The sequence below is a fragment of the Enterobacter sp. SENG-6 genome, from assembly GCF_001605945.1.
GTDB classification, from domain to species: Bacteria; Pseudomonadota; Gammaproteobacteria; order Enterobacterales; family Enterobacteriaceae; genus Enterobacter; species Enterobacter cloacae.
The window spans coordinates 54,130-80,701 of record NZ_LOMM01000005.1 but is presented as its reverse complement, the minus strand read 5'-3'; the positions used below and the strand labels follow the sequence as shown (position 1 = coordinate 80,701).

The window sequence follows — 26,572 nt, the reverse complement described above, 5'->3', positions numbered from 1 at the left end:
AGGGATTAATCAGGTAACAGAGTTATTTGAAATAACCTGCGCCATAACCCAGTCATTGCGCTTATCATCAAAAAAAATTCTCTGCTCTATTGCGGTCAGCATCGCCTCATAACAGGCTGTAAATTCGGCTTGCCGGTTAGTGAACAACCCTTCTGGCACACTTTCGTAGCTCAGAAACTGGCTTGTATCACTGACACACATGAGTTTCTCAAACTGGCTATCGGTAAATTCGATTTGCACCACAGACTTGTCAGATTCTGGGATTTCACCACTCCCCAACCGGATGGAAGGTTGATAGTCACAGTCGAGCCATGTCCAGAATAAGACCGGTATCAGCAGTTGCTTTTGCTGCTCAGCATCGAGAATGTGGCTGAACAAGAAAGGAAAAATACGGGTATCCCAGAAACGGAAAATCCCCTCCCGACCCTCATGTTGCGCATCAACACAAACCCTGAGCCAATCAGCAAGCTGTTCAAACGACCAGCAAGAACCGCATATCAGCAGGGGAGCCGATTCCATCATTTCTGCTGCAAGGTTATGTAGCCACTGAACATGTTCAGCGTCCGATAGATTCACCCGAACCAGTACAGGCGCATCCTCAGGATAAATATCCTCAGGTAGCCCTTGATATAGCGACTGCCACATCATAGGGTCACTGAAAGTGGTAAATGCAGGCAGGACAGAGAAATTAACAGCACACTGATCGATTATCACATCAACATAGTCTATCTCGGCACGCTGGCAGGTTGTTCTGATTTTGTCCATCCACGGAGAAACGAAATCCATCTTTTACACCTCTCTTGGAACAAAACCCTGAGCGATTTCCTGAGCCCGTTTCAGACAATCTTTGCAGATCGATGATGGTAATTCAGGCAACGGGAAATCCTGGCTCGCAGGTCCTTCCATGTTGTGCTGCCCTTTCAGGCTTAACAGGCCGGGGCCATGAACCTTAATTTCTCCCTGAGGTGTCAACTGGATGTAAGCGCCGCCACATGCAATAGTGATCCCGTTTTTTGCCGTTAGCTGCAAGTGGCCTTGTGTAGACTGAACCGTGACGTCTTTCAGTGACGTAAGGGAGAGTGTGTCTGCGTGTGATTCGACATCAAGTGGTCCTTTCGCTGAGACCAGCCGGATCCCTTCCTGTTGCGAAAGTAGCGAAATCGCTTTACTGGCGTTTACTGAGTGGCGCTGCGCGGTTGCAATATTAACCTCTCCCAGACTTTGCAGGTAGAGGCCTTTACCACTGTGCATTAGCGCAGTATCAGGGGTAACAGAAGCAACCCCTTTGGGAGCAGCCATCAATAAAGCCGCTTCTTTCAGGTTACTGGCACCGTTAACAAACTCTCTCAGCGAATCTGCGTCCGGTGAAAAATTGTGATGAATTTGGGCAATAGTGCCCCATTCAGTGATCTGATTCAGCGCTCCTTTCAGCAGACTGACTGTTGGATCCATCTCCAGCACCTGGCCCTGCGCCTTTGTCTGACCGTCCGCCGAGATGAATATCCCTTTCTGCGCCCGGATGGCACCCCAGCTGTCGGTTCTTAGCTCAAACCCCTCGCCGCGCTGCTGTTTCTCGCTGTCAACCAGGTGGCCGAGATTCAGCTGGCTCTTGCCGCCGTATTCCGTGCTGACCTTGATATGCTCTTTCCCGCGCTCATCGTCGAGGCGGATTTTGTTGTTCGCCGGGGTGCGCAGGACGTTACGTTTATAGTTGCGGATAGTGACGTGGTCACCGTGCGCCGAGTCGTGCAGCACGCCGGCGATGTACGGCCGGTCCGGATTGCCGTCTTCAAAACCAATCGCCACCTCGGTACCCGCCAGCAGCGGCAGGTGCAGGCCGTACGTGTCGCCGGCATACGGGCGGGACTGGCGGACCCACAGGCTCTCAAACCCGGTCTCCCAGTTGTCCCGGTCGAACAGCATGTTGACGCGGTAGCGACCGTCTTTATCGATATGCCCGTATGTGTCATTTTCGGTGGTACTGGTGACGCGGGCCGGTAAGGTGCCGGCCATCACCGGACGGCTGCCTGGCGCCGCGCGGAAACAAAAATCGGTGCTGTCCGGGATACCGTCAAACCTGACGCCAAAATCTTCATCACGCCGGGCATGGCTGTGCATCGCCGTAACAACCACGCCCTGCGCAAACACCTCAGCCACTTCATAACCACCGGTGACTTTCACTACCTGCCCCGGAGAAAGCACCGGACAGCTGGTGAAGGCCCTGGTCTTCGTCTGGCCATTCAGGTAACGTTCGTGACGAATGCGGGCGTAAAACGCCCCGGACTCCGGCGCCGGGTTACGGTCGTACGCGCTGCCCTGCGTCAGATAATTATCGCCGTAATGATAGGCCTCACCACAGGTGGTGGTATCCCCGCCGGTCGCGTCAACCCGGGCGTTCATGTCCTCCGTGGCCTGACGGTAGTTGTAGTCGCGGGTGCTGACCGCCTTCTGGACCACGTTATGTTGGCTCTCCATCTCCCACACTGAGTCCACACCCTGTGAGTGCTGCCCGGACGGCGGCACCGACGGCAGCGTCAGGCCTTTCTCATACCCCTGCTGGCTGTCGTAAAACTCCACCACGTCGATGTTCAGCCGCGTGTCGGTGGTGAAGCAGAACCAGATACCGACTTCACCCAGCAGGCGGGTGATAAAGTGCAGGTCGTTCTCACCGTACTGCATCACCTGCTCACGGCGTGGATACTCTCTGGTGAGCGAAAACAGAAAATCCTGGCCGCGCATGCCGTGGCGCTCGCGCAGGATTTTTTCCACAACCTGCGGGACGGACATGTCCTGATAAATGGCGTTCTGGTGCGAGCGGTCGAGCAGCGCCAGGCGCGGCTCAAGCGTTACCGCATAGCGGGTTTCATCTTTTGAGGTGCCCAGGCGTTCCAGGCCGCTCACCACCCCCTGTATCACCCGCACCGGCTGCTGTATTTTAATTCCATAGCCCTGGTCAACCGGAGCCTGCAGCGTCAGGGAAGCCGCTTTCATCAGCATCATCTCTTTGCTGATGGCGTGGTCCGCGCTGGTGAACTCAATACGGTAGCGGAAGGGTTTGCTCAGGGCTTCATCGCCTTCAAACGCCAGCACATCGAGCTCGGCGTCACACCCCTTCACCGAAAGCAGGTGGTGGCTGTGGCTGAATCTTAACGGAGGATTATTGCTCATGCGTGCACTCCTTCTGTGAGATCAAACGCCAGTCCGATGCCCTCTTCCTCGCACCATCCCAGAGTCAGGGAAGCTGGTTTCTGTTTCGCGGCCATGTGGGTCAGCAGCTGCTGGCTCAGTACCGGCAGGATCTGCTGATTGAGCAGGCTGTCAACGTTGCGCGCCCCGGTGTCCGGCAGCAGGCAGGCGGCGGTCAGGGCGTCATACAGGCTCTCGTCAATCTGCGTGGTCAGGCCGTAGTGTCGGTCCAGGCGCTTACTGACCTGTGCGAGCTTCATCTCCACGATGGTACGCATGGCCTCCTGCGTGAGCGGACGGTAAATCACCGTCTGGAAACGCGCCAGCAGCGCAGGCTGGAAGTGGTCACGCAGGATCGGGCGCAGCAGTTCGTGCAGGTCACCTTCGGTGGCCTCCGGTTCTTCATCGAGCAGCTGCATCAGATGGTCGCTGCCGAGGTTCGAGGTCATCAGAATGACGGTGTTACGGAAGTCGATTTCACGCCCCTCGCCGTCGCGCATAAAGCCGCGGTCAAAGACCTGATAGAACAGGTTCATCACGTCACGGTGCGCTTTCTCCACTTCATCGAGCAGCACCACGCTGTAGGGACGCTTTCGCACGGCTTCGGTGAGAATGCCGCCCTGACCGTAACCGACATACCCCGGCGGTGAACCTTTCAGCTGGGAAACGGTGTGCGGCTCCTGGTACTCGGACAGGTTGATGGTAATCAGCGATTTTTCACCGCCGTACAGCACGTCCGCCAGCGCCAGCGCGGTTTCGGTCTTGCCGGTGCCGCTCGGTCCGGTCAGCAGGAACACGCCCTGTGGGCCGTTTTCTGGCGTCAGCCCGGTTTTTGCCGCGCGCAGGCGCTGGGTGATGGCGTTCAGCGCCGCGTCCTGGCCCACCACGCGTTTACCGAGGTGCTCTTCGAGGCGTAACAGTTCCGTCTGCTCATCCTTCATTAATGATGAGAGCGGCACACCGGTCCAGTCGGCAATCACCGTGGCGACGGTACGCGCATCCACATCCAGCCCCAGCAGCGGGTTACCCTGCTGAACGTCACTCAGTTGCTGTTGCAGGCCGGCAATCTCCGCCTGACGGGAAAGGTCCGCGCGGCAGGCCAGCAGCGCTTCCGTGAGTTTCAGCTCCTGGCCGTACTGCGTTTCCCGTTCGTCGAGTTCCACGATGATGCGGACTTCGTCCTGCTCAATGGCCGCCAGACGTTCACCGGGAGCGGTGTTGCCCACCGCGATATCCTCCATCAGCGCCTGCTTTTCCATCGCCAGGGCCGTGAGCTGCGCCCTCATCCGGGTCAGCGGCTCCGGCACGGTGTCGAGGCTCATCCGCACGCGGGCCGAGGCGGTATCCAGCAGGTCAACCGCCTTGTCCGGTAGCTGACGGCCGGTCAGGTAACGACGGGAAAGGGTTACCGCCGCCCTGACCGCCTCATCGGTAATGTGCACCCCGTGGTGCTGCGCGTAGCGGGATTTCAGCCCCCGCAGCATCAGGCAGGCGGTGTCGTCGTCCGGCTCATCCACTTTCACCATCTGGAAGCGCCGCTCCAGTGCCGCGTCGCGCTCAAAATACTGCTTGTACTCGCTCCAGGTGGTGGCCGCGATGGTCCGCAGTTCGCCGCGGGCGAGCGCCGGTTTCAGCAGGTTGGCCGCATCCGCGCCCCCGGCCTGATTACCCGCACCGATAATGGTGTGCGCTTCGTCGATGAACAGCAGCACCGGGGACGGAGACTGCTGTACCGCATCAATGACGTTTTTCAGGCGCTGTTCAAACTCCCCCTTCACGCCCGCCCCCGCCTGTAACAGACCGAGGTCCAGCGTGCGCAGGCTCACCGTTTTCAGGGACTCCGGCACATTCCCTTCGGCGATACGCAGCGCCAGTCCTTCCACCAGCGCGGTTTTCCCCACGCCCGGCTCCCCCACCAGAATCGGGTTGTTCTTGCGACGCCGCGAGAGAATATCCACCATCTGGCGGATTTCCGTATCACGGCCGAAAACCGGGTCGATTTTGCCCTCACGCGCGTTAGCGGTGACATCAAGGGTGAATTTATCCAGTGCATTCTGTAACGCAGGTGACAGTTCGCCCTCTTTCACCTCACTGCCGGACAGCGGCACGCTGCCGCCCTGCGCCAGTTCTTCTTCCTGCTGTACCTCTTCGCGCTCATCTGACTGCGCATCCAGCAGCGGTCGCAGACGCTCAAGCTGGCTCAGCCCCAGCGTCAGCAGCGGCCATAAACCGTCGCAGCGCATCAGGCTCTGCCGGTCCACCAGCGCCATCAGCAGGTGAATGCTGCGTATCTGCTCTTCGCCCGCCAGCGAGGCGCGCAGCCACGCGTCCTGCATCAGGGTCTGAGTGCTGTCCGAAAGCTGCGGGCGGCTGCGCACTGAACGGGGCAGCTTCTCCAGAAAATTCAGCAAATCCTGCCAGATGGCGTCCATATCCCACTCGTAGCGGCGGGCCAGCACGGTGAGATCGCCCTCCCCCTGCTCCAGCAGCTTCAGCAGCCAGTGCTCGGGCAGGATTTCCGCATGGGTGCGGGTCTGGCAGAGCGACGCTGCGCCTTCCATCGCACGGGCGCAGTAGGGGTTCAGACGACGTAACAGGCTGGCTGGATTTTCCATGAGACTCTCTCTTTATCAGTTCCGGACACGCTACCGCCCGTCGCTTTTCCTGGTATTCAGGAACCCAAAGCGCATCAGGTCGGGCAGGCAGATTGTGTTTTTCTTTGCTGAACGTCCGCGGTTACAGGCGTTCAGCAAAAACGGCGGACGGGAGAACCCGTCCGCACGAGACTCAGGCGGTGGCGCGTTCGTTCCAGGAATCGGAATGAATGATGTTGCCGTCCTTGTAGGTCCAGGTGATTTTTTCGTAGCGCAGCTCAATCTGCTCCAGATGGTTGTGCTTCTCGAAAGACGGATCCTTGATGTCATGCATCACCGGATTCACCTTCACCACCTTCACGTTTTCCAGTCTGGTGTTGAAGTACTCCACTTCCTGGCCGGCATCGTTGATTTTGTACCACTTGAATTCCGCAGATTTCAGGGTCTGGCCGGTGGTCACCGCCTTGTACAGATACGGGCTGGAGGAGTCGATCTCCTTGGTGAACAGGAACGGCGTGTGGATACGGGTGCCGGTCAGTTTGCCGGTGTTGTTGTCGGTCGGGATGTACAGGTTGTGTTCCTGAGCAACAACTTCGATGCTGCCTTCACGATCCTGAACGTCCACGGAACCTTTGATGTCCGCGCCGCCATCGTCCTTCAGCCACAGATAAACAGGAATTGCCATGTTAATTACTCCATTTCATTTTTTGAGACGCCATCATCCTGCGATGGCGCGGGGGTATTGCCCGGCAGCTGACAGGCATTCGCCTGCGGCACCAGACTGATTTCGACACGGCGGTTCAGCGCCCGGCCTTCCGCCGTGTCGTTGGTGGCGACAGGACGGCTTTCGCCGTAGCCCTGCACCGCAAAGCAGCTCTCCGGCACATCGCCGGTGTCGCGCATCCAGTTGCGCACGGACTCCGCTCGTTTCAGGGAGAGCACCTGGTTGGACGGGTCATCGCCCGTGCTGTCGGTATGGCCCGCAATCACAATCAGCCAGCCGGGCTTCGCCTTAATGCCCACCAGCGAATTCACCAGCAGCTTCGTGGTGCCGGGTTTCAGCGCCCATTTGCCTGTGTCGAACAACGACATGCTGTCGAGGCGGATGATTTTCGGCGCGACCTTTTCCACAGGCTTCGGTGGAGGAGGTGGTGGTACATACGAACGGATCGCTTCCAGCACCGGTATTCGCAGACGTACCCCCCGATAAAGCCCCAGGCCCAGCCGGGCCGGTACACCATTGCGTGCATGCTCATCCAGCAGCGCCGCATCCTCGCGCAGCACCTGTACGGCGCTGGCTTTCGGACCGTAATCATCCATGGCGATGCTGTTGTAACGGACAATATCGAAGCTCACGCGTTGCAGCAGCTGGCGGTTGTTCCAGCCACTGCTGAGCAGTGCAGCAATGGCCGCCAGCGTGAAAATCCCGAGCGCACAACGCCAGGTTCGCTCACGCGGTGTCAGGCCCCGCCCTTCCGGCAGTAATGGCAGAATAAAATCCGGGAACAGGGAGATGACCGTACTGTCCGTTCCCACCGGCTGCCAGCCAGACACCTGCTGCATCGCGGTGTGACGGGAAAGCCACGTCGTCCAGGCCGATGTGGCCAGGCTTCCGGCCAGGATCGGCCCCATTCCCCACAGCACCGCAACAGGTGCAATGACCGGCACATCGGGGTTCTCATCCATAAAAACTGCCTGGACATGCTGACGAAACCAGTTCATCAGACTATTCATCAGCACCTGTTGCTGCACCGCAGGCGTTCCGCCGGAGGTAACCCATTCAGCAACAGAACCCGGGGCTGAAGATTCACGCCAGACCCTCACCCCTTCTCCCGGGAAAACCGCCTGCCAGAACATGTCATTCGTCATCGCGCTGCCGACCTGACCATTCAGCACCAGCGGCACAGAGTGACCGGTTGCTTTACGCAGCTGACTGATGTGCCAGCGCAGGGTCAGCAGTCGACTGGTCAGGGCTTCGCTGTCAGGGTGCTGCTGCGGGCAGACGCTGACCATCACCGACAGCTGACGTCCCCAGTCAGGACGTAACCACAGTATCTGACGGGCGACCTGCGCCAGATCATGATGATCCTCCACGCGGATCCAGCATCCCTGCATGACAGTGAGTACCTGTGACGAATGTGGCCAGGCCAGAGGCAGATCGCCACAAACCAGCACTACGGGCTGACGGTAAGTGGCGTCAGGCAGGTCCTCCAGGCGCAGGGTGACATCATGCTGTTCACGGCGACGGGCGACAGTCCGGAACGCCAGGATAACCCCCAGTACCACCAGCAGAATGAGCACAGAAACCCACCTGGATACCGGCAGAAAACTCAGGCAGACCACGGCACTTAGCAGGACGGCCCACAACGCCAGCCCGCGCTGTTGTGCAGGACTCATTTCACGGCCCCCGGTAAAAGGGTTAGCAGCAACTGGTCCAGCCAGCGATCCAGTCCCCACCAGAGTGCAGCGACCACTATCACGCTCAGACCAATACGTACGGGCCATGACGCCAGCCAGCCGCCCATGATTCCCCGCCCGGTATGACTTTCCGCCAGTACGGGGTGGGACTGTGGATAGCTGAACGGCGTGACATATTCACTGAGTGCGTTGACAAGTTTCTGGCGCTCCGGGTCATTCAGTGAGCGGTAACTGCCGAGAAAACCCAGCATCATGACCCGCTGGAAGCAGGTCACGACAGCGTGGTCAGGCGCCGGTTCACGCAGCACATCGCGCATCCGATCGCACAGCGTGTCGCCGGCGTCCATAGTGCCGAGGAAGTGCCCCTGTAGGGGAATGTCATACCACTGCACACAGGCGTCATCTTCCACACCACGACCTTTCACCGCCTCATCGAGCAAGGCGCACTGTGCAGTAAGAATATGCTGACAGCTGGCTTCATCGAGTTCGCTCGCTTTCAGCTCACGCTGCACACGTTCGACATCAGCAATACAGCGCTCCCACAGCGCGCGCCCTTCGCCCGCCTGAAACGTCGGACCGTGACGCAGGCTGATCACCTGAAGCCAGGTGTCCTGCAGCAGGGCATCAATATCAATGGACACGGCAGTGCCGTGTTTACGATCACTCATGTTCTCAGTACCGCAAAGAGTTCAAGTTCAGGCTCGCCGAGCATGCCCGGAACGTAAAACATGCAGATGCCGCCCTGGAGCATTTCAGTGGCCTGAGGATGAGAGACATCAAGACTGAAATATTGGTTTTCCAGACGTAACGGAATGGCTGCCGGTACATGGCGCAGAGGCGTCAGCGGCACGCCCACCCGCGATGAATTGACGATACTTCTGACATGATCGGGGCTGCCGACCTTGCACTGGCGCGGGAACTGCTCCTGCAGCTGTGCCACCGGCACCGGTGAACGCACGGAGAGGTAGTAATCCGCCCCTTCACGCAGACGCGGGTCATGCAGACGGGCCTGCCAGAAGTGCAGCCGGGCATCGTGCTCAAGCTCAATCGCCACCACCCGCGACGGCAGGCTGGCTTCCAGCAGGTCGCCCAGTAAATCAAACAGCGGCGGGAAGACGTTATTCAGCTGCTCATGCTGCCAGACCGGGATCGCACTCACCTGGTGCTCCAGCGAGAAGGTCAGCAGGCTGCCCGCCAGGCGGGCCAGCTCCGGATACAGGCGCTCAGGCGGACTTTGCGGATGGCGCTGAAACTGTCCCAGCACAGGCTCAGCACTGTTCAGTGCGTTGAGCAGCCAGAAAAGGGACACGTCGGCCACGGCAAAATCCGCCATTCGCTCATTACTTTCCCGGCGCATGGCCATCAGCCGGCTCAGGCGTATACGTAGCTGGCTCATCAGCTGTTCGAGCTGGGTCATCAGCCAGCGACTGCCCTGCAGAGCCAGCAGTGGCGGAAGAAACGTCTCATCTAGTAACCATGCCCCCTGCGAATCCTGCTGCAGGCGGGCAACCGGGCAGGTCAGATAATCGCTGTTGTCCTGACAGGCAAACCGTAGCGTCAACTCAGGTTTCATCACCGCAATCTGGCGGGTATCGTCCCCATAAGCGTTGCGGATATCCCGCCAGCGCTGGCGATAGCGAACAGGGCGTTCGGCCACCGCATCGGGTGTAAGACAGTTGCCGCCATTCGCCCGCAGCAGCGGGAGGGCCAGCACCACCACCGCATCCTGCGATCCACTCTCAAGCGCCAGCACCGGTGGCAGATCGTCAGCATTATCAGTGTCGATAAGCGTCCCGTCAGGGAAACGAATGTGCAGATGACGAGCCTGCAGGCGGCCCAGTTTCAGTGCATCCGGTTCGAAAGTGGCATCAATCACTCCCCAGGGATGGGAGAGACCTAACCGGGCGATGCATTCCGCAGACCAGGCCGCATACGCGGCCTGTTGCTGGAAGTGCTGGGGAGAGACCATCTGGCCCCTGCCCCATAACGGTTGTTCCGTTTTCATTGGCTTCCTGCCTTAACTTACGCTTTCGCTTTCGGCATCTGGCTCACCAGCGACAGGTTCACGTCCATGCCTTCCACCTGGAAGTGCGGCACCGCGAACAGCTTCACGCGGAAGAAGCCCGGGTTGTCCTCAATATCTTCCACCACCACCTTCGCGTCGCGCAGCGGGTGTGAGGCCTGCAGTTCGTCGCCCGGATCGGTCATTTCGGTCACCAGACTGCGTACCCATGTATTGAGTTCCAGCTCCAGCAGACGGCGATCTTTCGTCGTACCGATATTTTCGCGCTGAATCAGCTTCAGGTAATGCGCAATGCGCGACAGCAGGAAGATATACGGCAGACGGGCGTTGATGCGGCTGTTGGCGGTGGCGTCGGCGGTGTCGTACAGCGCCGGTTTCTGCGCCGAGTTCGCCGAGAAGAAGCAGGCGTAATCACGGTTCTTGTAGTACGACAGCGGTATAAAGCCCAGGTTGGCGAATTCAAACTCGCGGGTTTCCGGGATCATCACCTCTGACGGGATCTTCACCTGGTTGCCGGTACCCAGATCGTACAGGTGGATCGGCAGGTCTTTCACCGCCCCGCCCGCCTGCGGGCCACGAATTTGCACGCACCAGCCGTTATTGATGAAGCTCTTCACCATGTTGGAGGCGAAGGAGAAAGATGCGCTTGTCCACAGGTATTTTTCGTGGTCCGGACCTTTCACCTGCTCAACGTAGTTGAAACTGCGCACCGGCACCGTGTCCGGACCGTAAGGCAGACGCCCCAGCACGCGCGGCATCACCAGGCCGATATAACGGGCATCGTCGGTGTCGCGGAAGGATTTCCATTTGATGTATTCGGCACGGTCGAAGTAGTTACCGATGTCCTTAATCGCGGCCACCTCTTCCATCGATTCCTTGAGGAAGAATTTCGGCCCGACGGCACCGATAAATGGCATATGCGCGGCGGCAGAGACTTTCGAGATATTGCGCAACAGCGCCACGTCCTGCGGACTTGCGTCAAATTCGTACGCTGAAATCACCGAGCCAATCGGCTCGCCGCCCGGGGTGTCGTATTCAGCGGTATAGGTGTGCCAGTACAGGCCGCTCTGGATAAGTTCCGGCGCATCTTCGAAGTCCTGTCGCAGATCCTCTTTTGACACATCCAGAATTTCCGTTTTCACGTTCTGGCGGTAGTCGGTGTTGTCCACCAGCTGCTTCAGACCGCGCCACAGGGATTCCACCTTCTGGAATTCTGCATGATGCATCACCGCATCCAGCTGGCGGCTGATTTGGAAATCCAGCTCCGCGATATGGTGGTCAATCAGGGTTTTATCGAGTTTTTCCACAGGCTGGCCGGATTTGCGGATGCAGTCCATAAATACCTGCATCGCGGCCGTCAGGCGCTCACCTGCCGGAGCATCAGACAGTGCGGCATCGTCCAGAAACGCATTGATATCGCCCAGGCTTGTGGCCGGGGTCAGGTTGATTTTGTCGAACAGGGAGGCGTAGACGCTCTCTTTTTCCAGCACAGTGGTCTGCCCCTGCGCGGAGCCATTTTCAGTATTAACAGACATCAGCATTCTCTCGTTTAATCCATTAAAAGACGCGCCCGTTTTTATTTCGGGGCAAGGGCACTCATTTCGTTACGTAATTCCTGAGACAGCGCCGGGTCCTTAAGAATTTTCTCGAGTTCTTTTCTGAAAGTGGCGTTATCCAGCAGATTAGACTTGAGGTCGCGTAATAAATTACGCATCGCCAGCATGGCACGAAGCTGGGGAATTTGTCGGGCCACCTGTTCGGGTTCAAAATCTTTCATATCTGAAAAGCGCAGCGTCACATTCTCTTCCGTACGCTCACCTGCCAGCGTATTCGGAACCGTCATATTGACCTCCGGGTTAAATTCCGAAAGTACACTGTTGAGGTTATTTTTGTTGACGTTAATTTTCTTTCTTTCAGATAATGGACGGCTCTCTTTGCCGTTACTGAAATCACCGACAGTGAGTAATTTAAGGGGTAACTCAACTTTCTTCTGCGCCCCTCCGGTATGCAATGCAAGTTTTAAATTAATGCGTGCCTTAGGCACTTCGTTCTGGAACGTATCAGCCATAGCAGTCCCTTTCCTTAAGGAATGTTTGTTGAAGTTAACGACGTTTCTGAATAAATTGATATTAGAACAAAACGCTACAATAGATCAACTACCTGGAATCAAAGGCCAAATTAAGACATTCCTTAAGAATTTTACTCTATATAAATAAAATATGGTTTTGCAGCATGCCTTTTCATAAAGAAATATCAACCACAACTCCGAAAATAGTCAGTATTAGTGGCTATTTCTGTGAAAAAATGAAGATCCATATCCAAACAAAGCAACGTTATTGATTTAAATCAATACAAGAGAAAATATCTACAGCGCCACCTAATAATATGACCCGCATCAATGTTTACACGCTTCCGCAAGACGCGACACCCATTAAAAAGTCCAATAATGGACAGTTTTTTTAACGAAATGCAATATATTCAAAATATGAATATTTCTCTTAATTAAAAAAAGAGCAATACCCAGTGCTGTAAAACGCAATATCAATGCAGCGCCGTCTTCAAGATCTAGAATGAACAGAAAAGCGCTGGCACGTGATATCGGGCCAGCGCAGTATCAGGAGGGGAAATAAATTAGCGGACTCGCGTTTTCAGTGCTTCACAATATACATCGTACGGCTATACGCCACATCTTCAGGGTTATTGATCGGATATCCCTTCACCCAGGGTTTAATCAGACGTCCGTTGGTGTACTGGTAGATCGGCGCAATTGGCGCTTTTTCCGTGAGGATCTTCTCCGCCCGGTTGTAGTCCGCATTACGGGCTTCCGCGGTGGTTTCAAGCGTCGCCTGATTGATGATCTTATCGTAAGCCGGGTCGTTAAAGCGGGAGATATTGCCGCTATGGGTTGATGTCAGCAGCGACAGGAAGGTCGATGGCTCGTTGTAGTCCCCGACCCAGGACGCGCGGATCACATCAAAATTCCCTGTGTTTCGGCTATCGATATAGGTTTTCCACTCCTGGTTTTGCAGTTTGACGTCTACCCCAAGGTTCTTCTTCCACATCGAAGCCACCGCAATCGCGATTTTCTGATGATTCTCTGAAGTGTTATACAACAGGGTCAGCTTCAGTGGACGCTGAGGGCCATATCCCGCCGCCTGCAGCAAGGTTTTGGCCTGCGCGTTTAGCTCCTGCTGCGACATCTGCTCAAACGGTGATGTCTCTGGCGTGAAACCTGCCGTCACATCAGGCGTGAAATGCCAGGCTGGTTTTTCTCCCGTACCTAACACTTTCTCCGCCATAATCCGGCGATCGATGGTCATACTCAGCGCCAGACGCACGCGGGAATCGGCGGTCGGGCCCTTTTGCGTGTTAAATGCATAGTAATACGTTCCCAGCTGCGGTGGCGTGTATACCTGTCCAGGAATATCCTTGAGCAATTTCTGATAAAGGTTTTTCGGGAACGACTCGGTGATATCAATATCACCTGCCAGGTAGCGTTTGGTGGCGGAAGACTCCTGGTTGATCGGAATAAACGTCACTTTTTGAAGAACAGTTTTCGCGTTATCCCAGTAGTGGGTATTCGGCACAACGACCAGCTTCTCATTCACCACACGATCTTTCAGCACATAGGCACCATTGCCCACCAGGGATCCCGGACGCGTCCACTCTTTACCACTTTCGACGTTCGCTTTCTGAACCGGATAGAACGCGAAGTTTGCCGTCAGGTTGCTGAACCACGGCAGCGGTTTATCGAGCTGAACGCGTAACGTTCTGGCATCCACCGCCGTTACCCCCAGCGTATCGGGCGCGGCTTTGCCATCAATAATCGACTGAGCGTTGTTAATGCCTGCCAGAGCAGCAAACCAGGCAAACGGCGAGGTGGTTTTCGGGTCAACCAGACGCTGCCAGCTGTAGACAAAATCCTGCGCCGTGACTGGCGTGCCGTCAGACCATTTTGCATCATCGCGCAGGGTAAATGTCCAGATGCGGTTATCGTTACTCTGCCAGCGCGTCGCCACGCCCGGCGTCAACTCCCCTTTCTCATTCTGATTGACCAGGCCTTCAAACAGATCGCGAATCACCTGAATCTCGGGTAGCCCCACGGCCTTGGCCGGGTCAAGCGACGCGGGCTCGTCTTTGATGTGTCTGACCAGCTCCTGTTTTTGCGCCAGCACCGTCCCCTTTGGCACATCAGCAGCGTAAGAAAATGACGATAGCCCGCAAAGGCACAGTGCAGAAAAAAGCAGCGAAACAGGATGCTTCATGAGATCCCCTTTAGAAATCGGTAATACGCGAATGCGTAATTATTTGTTTCGAAACGGCGAAATGCAAATACCTTAAGCCGGAAAGGTGATATCTGGCAATCTTCGTTCTTCGATGAAACTATTTGATTAAACGTGGGTTTTGCACAACACTGCCAGTAAGCACTTCTTTATCAGGATTTCCTATGGCAGTTACCCGACCAAGAACGGAACGTGGCGCTTTCCCGCCAGGCACCGAACATTATGGCCAGTCTTTCTTAGGTGCACCGCTGATCTGGTTTCCCGCACCGGATGCCGATCGCCATAGCGGCCTGATTATTGCGGGAACGCACGGCGATGAGAACTCCTCGATCGTCACCCTCTCCTGCGCGTTACGCACCCTTGCACCGACACTACGCAGGCATCATGTGATCCTGACCGTCAACCCAGATGGCTGTCAGCTTGGGCTGAGGGCGAATGCGAGAGGGATAGACTTAAACCGCAACTTCCCGGCGGCCAACTGGCGCGCCGGTGAAACGGTATACCGCTGGAACAGCTCGGCTGAAGAGCGTGACGTGGTGTTACTGACGGGAGAAAAACCCGGCTCAGAGCCAGAAACACAGGCGCTCTGCCAGTTAATCCACAAAATCCACCCCGCATGGGTTGTCTCCTTTCACGATCCGCTGGCCTGTATTGAAGATCCCCGTCACTCCGCACTGGGGCAGTGGCTTGCCGATGCCTTTGCCCTGCCTCTGGTCAGCAGCGTCGGCTATGAAACACCGGGGTCATTTGGTAGCTGGTGCGCCGATCTGGATTTGCACTGCATCACCGCTGAATTCCCCCCCATTTCTTCCGACGAAGCCAGCGAAAAATACCTGAAAGCGATGGTAGATCTTCTGCGCTGGCAGCCTCAGAGATGAAGCACTCCGCTGGTGAAGGTGAGCGCAGGCGAAACGTCAACCGCCAGCCAGGTCGGGCCATCGAGATCGGCAAACCGGACCTGATTCACCAGCGGTAGCGCCGCATTAATCGCCCGGGAAGTACAGAGCATGCATCCCAGCATCAACGCAAACCCCTTCTCCTGTGCCTGCGACGCCAGCGCCAGCGCCTCGGTCAGCCCACCGGTTTTATCGAGTTTGATATTCACCATCTCATAGCAGCCCGCTAAACCGTCGAGACTCTCGCGGGTATGGCAGCTTTCATCGGCGCAGATCGGCAATGGGTGGATAAAGTTCTTCAATGCCGCATCATCCTGTACGGGAAGCGGTTGTTCCAGCATAGCCACACCCAGGTCGGCCAGCAGCTGGCAGCGCGCGGCCAGCCCTTCCGGGTGCCATGACTCGTTGGCGTCGACAATCAGCGTGGCGTCCGGCACCGCCGCGCGAATGGCGACCATGCGTTCACTGATCAAGCGATCGTCGAGTTTCACCTTAAGCAGCGTGGCACCAGCCTCAAAGAGCGCTTTTGCGCTGGCAGCCATCTGCTCCGGCTCGCCAATCACCACCGTTTGCGCGGTCACCACTTTCTCCGGAAGCGTCACGCCGACCAGCGACGGTAAGGATATCTGCTGCTTCGCCGCCTCAAGACTCCACAGCGCACAGTCAATTGCATTACGGGCCGCCCCGGCAGGTAAACGCTGCTGTAACGCCTCACGCGTCAACCCGGTTTGCAGGTCAGGTACCAGGGTCATAATTTGCGCCATCACCGAGGCAAGGCTTTCTCCGTAGCGAGGATAAGGCGTGCATTCACCAACCCCTTTAACCCCTTCTTCTTCTATTTCGACCACCACCACGCAGGCTTCACTTCGGCTGCCACGGGAGATCACAAACGGGGTATGCAATGGCCAGGCTTCTTCATAGACCTTAACGCTTCTCATCACTGACTCCTTGCAGCCCGGTAAGGCGAAAAAATTGGTTTGCCGTGTTATCCGCTGATGGCATACACTAGCCTCGACGTTAACTATATGTAAACAGGAAGATATCTATGTCACAACTCGTTCATTTCCAGGGCAACCCGGTTGCTGTAGCAGGTTCCATTCCTCAGGCTGGCAGCAAAGCGCAGGCTTTTACTCTGGTGGCTAAAGATCTGTCTGACGTCACACTGAGCCAGTTTGCTGGCAAACGCAAAGTACTGAACATTTTCCCAAGCATTGATACCGGCGTCTGTGCCGCATCCGTGCGTAAATTCAACCAGCTGGCCACTGAAATGGACAACACCGTGGTGTTGTGCGTTTCAGCAGATCTGCCATTCGCGCAGTCCCGTTTCTGCGGTGCTGAAGGTCTGAGCAACGTCATTACCCTTTCAACTCTGCGCAGCCCGGATTTCCTGGAAAAATACGGCGTTGGCATTGCTGAAGGCCCACTGAAAGGCCTGGCGGCGCGTGCCGTGCTGGTAATCGATGAAAACGATAACGTCGTGTTCAGCGAACTGGTCAACGAAATCACCACAGAACCTGACTACACCGCTGCGCTGGAATCACTGAAAGCCTGATTATTTACAGGCATTTTATAAAGCTTAGCAATGTAATGAAATAAAAGGTTTATTTAAGAATAGACCTTGCTTTCCAAACCTCGCCGATGCGGGGTTTTTTATTGCCTCAATAGCTGAATCGTTAAAGCAAAAACGTTATAAAATAACATATATCATGAAATAAAAACGTTCCATTCTCACAATAACGAGATTGCTAACACATAATAAAGGTTTAAAAAACGCAATTTCTCCGCCAGTGAAGCCCGTCACATTTCCCTTCTCGCCTAAACATTAGATTTGCTTACGTGATAAAAAATCGTTTCAGCAAAAGGGATTAAATATGAAGATTAAACTGGCTTTTACGGTCCTTGCGGTACTGATATCTGGACATGCCGCCGCTAAAACCTGGGTGCTGACAAGCGCTGAAAGCGGCGTGGATAAAGGAAACTGGAAAATTTCCAGCGATGAGCTGAAGTTTAAGGGACAGCCTTTCAGCATCGAGCAAAAAGTCCTGCATGGTGGCAAGCAGGAAGGCAGCAAGGTAATTGTTATCAGCAGCAAAAATGGTCTGACAATTACCCTCAGCCCAACGCGTGGGATGAATCTGCTGCATGTCGAAGGCTTTGGTACCCGAATGGGGTGGGATTCTCCTGTCAAAGAGGTGGTGAATCCGGCCTATATCAATCTGGAAAGTCGAAACGGACTTGGCTGGCTGGAAGGTTTCAACGAAATGATGGTTCGTTGCGGCTATGAATGGACAGGCCACCCGGTCACGGCTGACGGGCAGATTTATACCCTGCACGGCAAGGCGGGAAATACGCCTGCGTCGCAGGTGGAAGTCGATGTTGCTGATGCCGCACCGCATGAAATTCGTATTCGCGGATTAATCAAAGAGAGCACGTTTAAAAAAGCAGATCTGCAGACGATGACCGAACTGCGTTACGTACCGGGCAGCAACCAGTTCAGCCTGCATGATGTTCTGACTAACCATGCTGATTATCCTCATGATTATCAGATTATCTATCACAGCAACTTTGGTACCCCAATCCTCGAAGAAGGTGCCCGCTTCCTTGTGCCGGCTGCCAGCATTGGTCCTTTCAATGACTATGCCAAAGCGGGTCTGGATAACTGGCAAACCTACGCTGGCCCCACTCAGGGCTTTGATGAAATGGTCTTCAATATCAAACCGCTTGCGGATAATAATCATGAAACCCTGGCGGCAGTGGTTAATAAAGCAGGAGACAAAGGTGCGTCAATTCAGTTCGACACGCGGCAGCTGCCTGTCCTGACCTTATGGAAAAATACCGATTCGCTCAAACAGGGCTATGTCACGGGTATTGAGCCGGGAACCAGCTACGCCTATCCCGTCACCATTGAACGCGAGCAGAAACGCGTTAAGCAGCTACAACCTGGCGCCAGCACGCAATTCGACCTGACCTATACCCTGCTTCACAGCAAGGAACAGGTGAAAGAGGTCGAACAGAAAATTGCGGGGATTCAGGGAGAGACAAAAGTCGAGGTAGATGCCACGCCTCTGGCGAAAGAGTAAGTGCAAAAAAAAAGCCTCTTTACAGAGGCTTTTATCGTTATTCGTCACCCTTCTTGTGGTTGAGTCCATATTCGCGAAGCTTATTCTCAATCGCGGTATACACTCGGTGCGAGAAGGGCGTGATAATATATTAGTTTGAGGACTTCAGCATATCATCCGTTACGGTTATGCTGTCCAGGACTGTAATGATTTTTGCATCACTAGATTTCCCATCGGCAACAGCGAAGTAGAATTTGTCCCCTACTTTGAGGTCACCCTCATATTCTGAATAAAAGAGACGATCCGGTTTTCCGGGTTGCTCATATTTATTTCCGGACGAACAATTAGGGGAATTTTTGGTATAATAATCCCCCTGGAAAGAGGAGCTACAGAAATTGGTGATTACCTTTCCACTTGCATCATGGGTATCAATATACAAATTTAAATATTGATATGTTATATACAAATCAATTGGGATGGTAAGAGAATATCTCAGTCGACCATTCTCCATCGCAACTTTAGACCAGTTGATGTACTCCGGTTTTCCAGTAGCAAAATCCTCTATTGTAAAATAATGGGTTAAAAGAATATTATTATTTTCATCCACCACCTTTAGAGTATGTCCGTCCCGAATGCCACTGGCATTAAAAGTAATCTTTGTGTACCCATTCCCAAGATCGGTACTGTACGTATAGTTTTTATCACCATCAACTCCGTAAGATCCAACTGAATAGAACTCACTGTTTTTCCAGCCTTCATGCTGTACTAACACATTGTAATTCGAACTCTTAAGGCTGGCCGTATTTTGTATCCATTCAAGCTGTGGGTAAAACGACGATTTATTAACAGTGATGTCTTTAATCTCAGGCGCTACCGGTGCCGCATCATTATGCGTAAATGGCGCAAACACTTCACTGAAAGCATACTGCGGTGCCTGCGATTCAGTTAAACCGCTGTGTTCCGGCGATACCTGACCCGGTACACCTGGCTGATCGCGCATCATTGACCACATGCCAATCATGCCCATATCGCGGTCTTTAGCATCTTCCAATACTAGATTCGCATCAGAGAGATAGAACACTTCGCCCTGTACGTCGTTATAGCCGTTCATCGGCGTGACGCCCATCATGGCGTTGATCTCATCATCGCTCTTATCTGTAAAAATTTGCTTCAGCTGACTGAACAGGTTTTCGATGGCAGAGGTCGCGCATTTTCCGTGTATGTTTTGTCCTTCCGTTCCATCAGACTGGCAGATGCTGCTACCGTAGTCCATCGCCATCACGTTCACGCCTGCCAGATTGACTCCTTTCGCCTTAGCATCGTTCAACACGTACAGGCCATCAGCGGTCAGACCCGTCGGCAAAATCGGCAGGGTATACCAGATGCCTACGCTGCGACCATCTGCTTTCCACTGATCCTGCACGGCCTTGACAGCTTCGTTACGACGGTTAATGGAATCATGATCGGCAACCCAGGTTCCTTCAATGTCAAAATCCAGCACGTTCAGATTCAGGTTATCCACAATGTCGTAATAATGTTTCTGAAGATCGGAAACATTTTTACAGGCTGCTGCCAGTGGCGAATTATTGGCACCACCGATAGAGACCATAACATCCCCACCCGCCTCACGCAGCGCCTTGATCTTGCTGTACTGTGCATAGTCGTTAATGTTATACGCTGTGCCCCACGTTGGCAGACAGGTATCACCATCCTTAGCAACAACAAAGGCCATAGTGAAGTGCGTTACACCCTGATTTTTCGCAAGCCCCGCCAAATCCGGGAGCGAATTCAGGGTATAATCGACGTACGGCGCGTAGACATGTGCTGGCCACGGTGCAGAAGGTGTGCCAACCATAGCCTTGGTGCCTGACCAGTCAATATATACTTTCCATGGATTCGTGTCGGAAGGCGAAACTTTCTGCACTTTTGCCTGGGAAATATAATTCTCACCATTATAGCGAATCAACGTCCCGCTCTCATAAAGCGTTGATGAATTAAATACAGGCGCATTGTTTAATTCATCTGTTGTATAACTTACGACCGCGCCCAGTGGTTTCCATGGACGTCCGTTCGTGCCTGTTGGGTTTTGGTTCGCTGGATTAGATGGATCATCCCCGACAGTATAGAACATGGCCTCATATTCCTGGCCCTCTTTCTGAACTTTATCACCTTTATTATAAGTGGTGGTCGCCATCCACTGCGGTACTTCGGCATAACGTTCCCATGGGTTACCTTCGCCCGGCGTAAAACCATACGCACTTTGCGCCGTTGAGGTTTGCCAGGTCGCACCATTATAGGTCACAATATCATTGGCATTATATGCATTTGCACTATTGTAATCCGGATACGTTACGGTACCACCACCTGAGTCACAAGTGGTTGGGTTACCATATTCAGCAATCTCCGCAGCAGTGGCATCGCGCTCAAAACGCCAGGGGTTATTCGCTGCGTCAGCCGATGCATTGCCCGGGCAGTCAGTCGCACCAACCCACCATGCATTAGTATAGACGCCACTATCGTAAATAACTTCGAAAGGACCATTGCCTTCTTGTCCACTCCAGGCCTCAAGCGCAAATACTGGTGCCGCAATGCATATAGCGCCCATTCCAATTATCGTTTTGGTGAATATATTTAATTTCATAATATCCCTTTCATTATTTGCTCATTGAATGACAGTTTATTGTAAAATAATTAACCATCAGACGAAGAGATATTATTCAATGTTAATTAAAAATAAGAATCAGGGAATACTGGTCAGACCAAAACCATAACTAATAAAAATAGAACTCAGTTAATATATTTTATGGGGATATAATGCCAACCCCAACTACGGGTTGGCAGTTGAAGCTTTAGTCGTCACTTTTTTTATGATTCAGGCCATATTCGCGTAATTTATTTGCAATCGCGGTATGGGATACCCCCAGGCGTTTTGCCAGCTTACGCGTGCTTGGGTAGCTGCGATAAAGCTGCGTCAGCACGGAACGTTCGAAACGGCTGGTAATATCATCCAGCGAGCCTTCCATCGCCTCTTCGCCCACCGATACCGTTCCGGCATCGTAATCCGGCAACAGGATATCCTGTGGACGCAACTCGTACCCTTCCAGCTGCGTCAGCGCACGATAGACGGCGTTTTTCAGCTGACGAATATTTCCCGGCCAGCCGTAGCGCGTCAGCACCGTACCCAGATCGGCTGACAGTTTCGGACGCGGCACCCCCTGCTCGTCGGCGAAGCGTGCCACAAACAGCTCCGTCAGCGGAATGATATCTTGCGGACAATCGCGCAGCGGCGGAATGTTTAGCGTCAACACGTTCAGTCGATAGTAGAGATCTTCCCGGAACATCCCTTTCTGTACCAGCTCAACGAGGTTTTTCTGGGTGGCACAAATCACGCGCACATCCACGTGAACTTCGTGATCCTCCCCTACGCGACGGAAGGTCCCATCGTTCAGGAAGCGCAGCAGTTTGGCCTGCATGCGCGGCGACATTTCGCCAATTTCGTCCAGCAGCACGGAACCGCCGTTCGCCTGCTCGAAGAAGCCTTTTTTGCCTTCCGGAGCGTGGCCAAACAGCTCGCTTTCGACGGCATCCTCAGGAATAGAGGCACAGTTCAGCGCCAGATACGGTTTTGCCGCGCGTGGGCTGGCAAGATGCACGGCGTGGGCCAGCAGATCCTTTCCGGTCCCGGTATCGCCGGTAATCAGCAGCGGCGCAGTCAGGCTGGCGAGCTTACGGGCCTGATCGACCACATGACGCATTTTCGGGCTGACGGCAATGATCTGGCTGAACGCTCCCACATCCTGGCTGGAGAGATTTTGCAGCTGACGGCCCATCCGCACGGTAGAGCGCAGCATGATAACGGCCCCGGTCAGTACGCGAGTGTCGTTCTCTCCTTTCAGGTACACCGGTGTAATCTCCATCAGGAAATTCTGCCCGTTGATCACCACATGCTCGCTATGCGTATTTTGCGGGTTGCTGTCCAGCCAGCGCTGGAAATTAAACCCCGGGATCAGCTGCGCGGCATGGTGATGAGTCAGCTTGTCCTGGCTCTGGGCGAACAGCTGGCAGCTCGCATGGTTTACCCGCTCGACTTTGCTTTTCAAATCCAGTGACAGAAAAGGCTCTGGCATGGCTTCAAGCAAGGCGCTCAATGCGAGGTGCTCACGCTCAGACGGCATCCAGGGAATGGTGCGTACATCCGTAACGCCAGCGATACGGCGGATTTCAGCCATCAGGCTGCTAAAAGTATTAAATTCAATTTCGGCAAAATTGAGGTAAATTCGCCCGACAGGATCAATCTCAATGCCACGTAAATCAATGCTACGTAAAACAAGGAGATCGAGTAACTCGCGGGTCAGACCGAGACGGTCTTCACAGAAGACTTCAAGACGCATGGGAAATTCACCGTTTTAAGCCAATAACCTTAAAATGATATGTCAGAACACGGTGATGCGGAAGATGGCTGTCAAGAAAGATTGACAGCCAGCACGATAAGTAAACAAACCGGTTACTGAACCGGTTTTTTATTGAGCGTCTCTTTGAGCTGCCCAATCAATTCACGACGAAAATCGCCCAGGCGCGGTTTATCTCCGTCGATCCACGGCAGTGGTCGGCAGACTTCCATCGCTTTAATGCCCAGACGTGCGGTTAACAACCCTGCCCCAATTCCCTGCGCGGCACGCGCTGAGAGACGGGCCGCCAGATCCTGCGACATCCAGTCCATGCCGACTTCGCGCACCAGCTCACTGGCACCTGCAAAGGCGATGTTCAGCAACACCAATTTAAAGAGCCGCAGCCGGCTGTAGTAGCCAAGCTCAATACCGTAAAGACTGGCGATACGGTTTATCAGGCGCAGGTTACGCCAGGCGATGAACGCCATATCCACCAGCGCCAGCGGGCTGACCGCGATCATCAGCGTTGATTCCGCCGCAGAGCGGCTAATCTCGCGCCGCGCCTGAGCATCCAGCACTGGCTGCACCATATGCGAATAGAGCGTCACCACCTCCCGGTCATTTTGCGTTTCGTGAATGGCGGCATACCAGCGCTGCAGTGCCGGGTGCGACTGGTCAATCCCCGCCTGCGCCGCCAGCTTTTCGCAGAATGCCCGGCCCTTTCCGGTACCGTGGCTGTGCAGCAGATCGCGTGCCTCATCCCGTTCATGCGCACGCTGCCTCAGGCGCCACAGTCGACGCCACTCGGTGACAACCGACCCTACGCCAGCCCCCACGATCAACGCCCCCGCGGCACAACCGCCCAGCGCCACCCAGTCCTGGGTTTGCCAGGCGTTGAACCCCCATTGCACGCCTTGTCCCACCACGCTTACGCCGAAGAGCGCCAGCCCGGCCGTGACCATCTTACGCCACAGGCTACGTTTCGGACGTAAAGCAGCCTCAACGACCGCTTCCGCCTGGCCCTCCTCAACGGACGGCTCGTCAGTCAGGGCCGGCGCAAAATGTTCTGCCTGCTCGCCGCTGAACGTCTGCGCCGTTTTAAAGGCCTCCTGCTGCGCCTGCTCAAGCGTCCCGGTAAAGTCAATGCGGGGTTTTAACGGTTCCGTCATCGCAATTTATCTCCAATCAAAAACTCCAGCGCCGCATCCAGACGAATGTGCGGTAATGGCTGATCGACGGTCATGACCTGTGGGCGGAAGGCTTCAAACTGGAAGCCCTGACTCTGCCAGAATGCCTGCCCCGGAAGGCGTGCAGGCACTTCGCCCGGATACACGGTCAGCGGTTCGCCGTCGCTGAGGCGATTCCCGCGCAGGGCCGGGATTTTCTCGCCGTTAAGATCAATCAGCCCACTTTGCGTCGCCTGTACGGAAGCCAGCCCAAGACAATCCATGCTGATCCCTTCGAACGCCGCATTTTGCCAGGCGTCCTGCACCAGTTGCTGTAACAGCGACACCATGTTGGCATGCTGATCAACCGTTACGTGATCGGCTTTGGTGGCCGCAAACAGCAGTTTGTCGATCACCGGGGAAAAGAGGCGGCGAAACAGCGTACGCTGTCCGTAGTGAAAACTTTGCATCAGTTGCGTCAGCGCCAGGCGCATATCGTTGAAAGCCTGCGGCCCGCTGTTGAGTGGTTGCAGGCAGTCCACCAGTACAATCTGGCGATCGAAACGTAAAAAGTGGTTTTTATAAAAACCTTTCACCACTTTTTCACAGTAGTAGTTGTAGCGCTCGCGCAGCATCCCGGCGTTGGTGTGCTTGTCTGCCTGCGCCAGCTTTGCCTCTCCCACGCCATCCACGTCGGGCCACGGGAAGAACTGCAGCGCAGGCGCACCCGCCAGGTCGCCCGGCAAAACAAACCGTCCTGGCTGGATGAAGTGCAGCCCTTCCTGTTTACACTGATGCAGATAATCCGTCCAGGCTTCGGCAATCGCCGCCAGGCGGTTCTCATCTGCGGGTGCCAGCGGATCTAATCCTGCGCATAACTGCCGCCATTTTGCCGACCACTCCGCGCGGTGACCCTGTAACAAACCGGTCATTTGTCGCGACCAGCTGAGATAATCCTGCGCCAGCATGGGTAAATCGAGCAGCCATTCGCCCGGGTAATCCACAATCTCCAGATAGAGCGTGGAGGTATCCTTGAAGTGGCGCATCAATGATTCATTGGAACGAAAACGCAGCGCGAGACGGATTTCACTCACCCCTCTGGTGGGTGTCGGCCACGCAGGGGGGTCACCGTAAAGCTGTGCCAGCCCTTCATCATAGGTAAAGCGAGGGATACCGAAATCGCGCTGGGGAACGCGCTTAACGCCCAGCAGACGCTCTTCCCGCACCGCACTGAGCAGCGGCAGGCGTGCCCCGGCGTGCAGGTTCAGCAGCTGGTTAACCATCGCCGTGATAAACGCCGTTTTGCCACTGCGGCTAAGCCCGGTGACCGCCAGACGCAAATGGCGATCGACGCCGCGGTTCACCAGAGAATTGAGTTCGTTTTTAAGTCGCTTCATCGCCGTCCTTCGTCGCTGGAAGCCTGGAATGACTTGCTTCAGAATACAGTAAATGGGGGCAGATCGTTGATTATCAATTCATAATTATTGCTATTGCCGTTTTTTCTCCAGTAAGATGAACGACATTGCCGTCCCGGAGTGAGTAAGGTGTATGTCACCCACCATCTATGATATTGCGCGCGTTGCTGGTGTTTCTAAATCAACCGTGTCCAGAGTGTTGAATAAACAAACCAATATTTCTCCTGAAGCGCGGGAGAAAGTGCTGAAGGCGATTGAAGAGCTAAATTATCAACCAAATAAACTTGCCCGCGCTCTGACCTCATCTGGCTTTGACGCCATTATGGTGATTTCCACCCGCTCAACAAAAACCACTGCCGGTAATCCTTTTTTCTCCGACGTATTGCACGCCATAACCGCCAAGGCGGAACAGGAAGGATTTGATGTTATTTTGCAAACGTCAAAGAGCAGTGAAGATGACCTGCTAAAATGCGAAAGCAAAATAAAGCAGAAAATGATTAAAGGGGTCATTATGCTGAGTTCCCCCGCCAATGAATCCTTTTTCTCTCGGCTCGATATGTACGGTGTGCCAGTAGTCGTAATCGGTAAAGTTGAAGGCGACTTTCAGAATATTTACTCCGTCGATACCGACAATTTTCGTGACAGCGAGATGCTGACCGACACGTTTATTAAAAACGGGCGGAAAAAAATTGCCTGTCTGCATGCGCCACTCGATTATCACGTGTCTATTGATCGTCTTGCGGGTTATAAAGCCAGCCTGGAAAAGGCGAATATTGCTGTTAACCCGGACTGGATCATTGATGGCGGTTATACCCATGAGAGCGCACTTTCAGCGGCCATTACGATGTTGTCTTCTTCCACCCCACCGGATGCGGTTTTCGCCACCGACAGCATGAAATTGCTGAGTCTTTATCGCGCTGCGGATGAGTTAAATTTGATGCTACCTGAGCAGGTTGCCGTGGCGGGTTACAGCGACCCGATGCTCTCCCTGATTCTGACGCCTGCACCAGCTGGATTTGATATTCCCACCCGCAAGCTGGGCGAAGAGAGCTGCGACCTGCTTTTCAGGCGTATCTCCGGTAAACCCGCCCCGCATAAGGTGCTGATTGAAACCCACTTTTCGTTCGCTGATTCTCTTCGCTAA

At 54.6% G+C, this 26,572-nt stretch carries 19 protein-coding genes; 4 read left to right on the top strand and 15 right to left on the bottom strand.

Translation table 11 applies throughout. The features are described 5' to 3' along the window. Positions 1–9: 9 nt before the first annotated feature. The 10 genes from AX755_RS03375 to AX755_RS03330 form a co-directional block, all read right to left on the bottom strand. Positions 10–786, bottom strand: coding sequence for a DUF4123 domain-containing protein (locus AX755_RS03375; RefSeq protein ID WP_062856278.1), 777 nt, complete (start codon positions 784–786; stop codon positions 10–12). 3 nt (positions 787–789) lie between these two features. Further along, complete coding sequence (locus AX755_RS03370) at positions 790–3,168, bottom strand: type VI secretion system Vgr family protein (protein ID WP_062856277.1); 2,379 nt, start codon at positions 3,166–3,168, stop codon at positions 790–792. Continuing rightward, a complete protein-coding gene (gene tssH, locus AX755_RS03365; RefSeq protein ID WP_062856276.1) occupies positions 3,165–5,801 on the bottom strand; it encodes a type VI secretion system ATPase TssH in 2,637 nt (878 codons plus the stop codon). The genes AX755_RS03370 and tssH overlap by 4 nt, the downstream gene beginning before the upstream one ends. Before the next feature lie 172 nt (positions 5,802–5,973). Further along, the gene (gene hcp / locus AX755_RS03360; protein ID WP_038985100.1) at positions 5,974–6,465 is read right to left on the bottom strand and encodes a type VI secretion system effector Hcp; all 492 of its coding nucleotides are present in this window, start codon (positions 6,463–6,465) and stop codon (positions 5,974–5,976) included. Positions 6,466–6,470: 5 nt separating this feature from the next. Beyond that, positions 6,471–8,177, bottom strand: coding sequence for an OmpA family protein (locus tag AX755_RS03355; RefSeq protein ID WP_062856275.1), 1,707 nt, complete (start codon positions 8,175–8,177; stop codon positions 6,471–6,473). After that, entirely contained in the window at positions 8,174–8,866 is a 693-nt protein-coding gene (gene tssL, locus AX755_RS03350) for a type VI secretion system protein TssL, short form (protein ID WP_062856274.1), read from the bottom strand. Before tssL ends, AX755_RS03355 begins: the two co-directional genes overlap by 4 nt. Beyond that, positions 8,863–10,203 (bottom strand): type VI secretion system baseplate subunit TssK, encoded by a 1,341-nt coding sequence (gene tssK / locus AX755_RS03345; RefSeq protein WP_062856273.1) that lies wholly within the window; start codon positions 10,201–10,203, stop codon positions 8,863–8,865. The genes tssL and tssK overlap by 4 nt, the downstream gene beginning before the upstream one ends. A gap of 17 nt (positions 10,204–10,220) precedes the next feature. Continuing rightward, positions 10,221–11,756 (bottom strand): type VI secretion system contractile sheath large subunit, encoded by a 1,536-nt coding sequence (gene tssC, locus AX755_RS03340; protein WP_045903418.1) that lies wholly within the window; start codon positions 11,754–11,756, stop codon positions 10,221–10,223. A 41-nt stretch (positions 11,757–11,797) separates the two neighbouring features. Continuing rightward, positions 11,798–12,289 carry a type VI secretion system contractile sheath small subunit gene (tssB, locus tag AX755_RS03335; RefSeq protein WP_013096428.1) on the bottom strand — a complete coding sequence of 164 codons (492 nt, stop codon included), beginning with the start codon at positions 12,287–12,289 and terminating at the stop codon, positions 11,798–11,800. A 580-nt stretch (positions 12,290–12,869) separates the two neighbouring features. Next, the gene (locus AX755_RS03330) at positions 12,870–14,486 is read right to left on the bottom strand and encodes a peptide ABC transporter substrate-binding protein (protein WP_040022801.1); all 1,617 of its coding nucleotides are present in this window, start codon (positions 14,484–14,486) and stop codon (positions 12,870–12,872) included. 182 nt (positions 14,487–14,668) lie between these two features. Between AX755_RS03330 and mpaA the strand changes: the two genes are divergently transcribed. Further along, a complete protein-coding gene (gene mpaA / locus AX755_RS03325) occupies positions 14,669–15,382 on the top strand; it encodes a murein tripeptide amidase MpaA (RefSeq protein ID WP_013096425.1) in 714 nt (237 codons plus the stop codon). On the opposite strand, the gene ycjG is transcribed toward mpaA, so the two are convergent. After that, positions 15,373–16,338, bottom strand: a complete 966-nt coding sequence (gene ycjG, locus AX755_RS03320; protein WP_062856272.1) for an L-Ala-D/L-Glu epimerase — start codon at positions 16,336–16,338, stop codon at positions 15,373–15,375. The genes mpaA and ycjG overlap by 10 nt on opposite strands. 107 nt (positions 16,339–16,445) lie before the next feature. Between ycjG and tpx the strand changes: the two genes are divergently transcribed. Then, on the top strand, positions 16,446–16,952 hold the full coding sequence (gene tpx / locus AX755_RS03315; RefSeq protein WP_013096423.1) for a thiol peroxidase: 507 nt from the start codon (positions 16,446–16,448) through the stop codon (positions 16,950–16,952). Positions 16,953–17,271: 319 nt separating this feature from the next. Further along, on the top strand, positions 17,272–18,480 hold the full coding sequence (locus AX755_RS03310) for an aldose 1-epimerase family protein (RefSeq protein ID WP_062856271.1): 1,209 nt from the start codon (positions 17,272–17,274) through the stop codon (positions 18,478–18,480). Positions 18,481–18,610: 130 nt separating this feature from the next. Here AX755_RS03310 and AX755_RS03305 read toward each other — a convergent pair whose 3' ends face one another. The 4 genes from AX755_RS03305 to AX755_RS03290 all read right to left on the bottom strand — a co-directional run bounded on the left by AX755_RS03305 (position 18,611) and on the right by AX755_RS03290 (position 25,410). Beyond that, positions 18,611–21,100 (bottom strand): glycosyl hydrolase family 18 protein, encoded by a 2,490-nt coding sequence (locus tag AX755_RS03305; protein ID WP_082824515.1) that lies wholly within the window; start codon positions 21,098–21,100, stop codon positions 18,611–18,613. A 208-nt stretch (positions 21,101–21,308) separates the two neighbouring features. Continuing rightward, a complete protein-coding gene (gene tyrR / locus AX755_RS03300; RefSeq protein ID WP_062856270.1) occupies positions 21,309–22,850 on the bottom strand; it encodes a transcriptional regulator TyrR in 1,542 nt (513 codons plus the stop codon). A 113-nt stretch (positions 22,851–22,963) separates the two neighbouring features. Further along, positions 22,964–24,016 carry a YcjF family protein gene (locus AX755_RS03295; RefSeq protein ID WP_062856269.1) on the bottom strand — a complete coding sequence of 351 codons (1,053 nt, stop codon included), beginning with the start codon at positions 24,014–24,016 and terminating at the stop codon, positions 22,964–22,966. Next, positions 24,013–25,410 carry a YcjX family protein gene (locus tag AX755_RS03290; protein WP_013096419.1) on the bottom strand — a complete coding sequence of 466 codons (1,398 nt, stop codon included), beginning with the start codon at positions 25,408–25,410 and terminating at the stop codon, positions 24,013–24,015. The genes AX755_RS03295 and AX755_RS03290 overlap by 4 nt, the downstream gene beginning before the upstream one ends. A gap of 151 nt (positions 25,411–25,561) precedes the next feature. On the opposite strand from AX755_RS03290, the gene AX755_RS03285 reads away from it, so the two are divergent. After that, on the top strand, positions 25,562–26,572 hold the full coding sequence (locus tag AX755_RS03285; RefSeq protein ID WP_062856268.1) for a LacI family DNA-binding transcriptional regulator: 1,011 nt from the start codon (positions 25,562–25,564) through the stop codon (positions 26,570–26,572).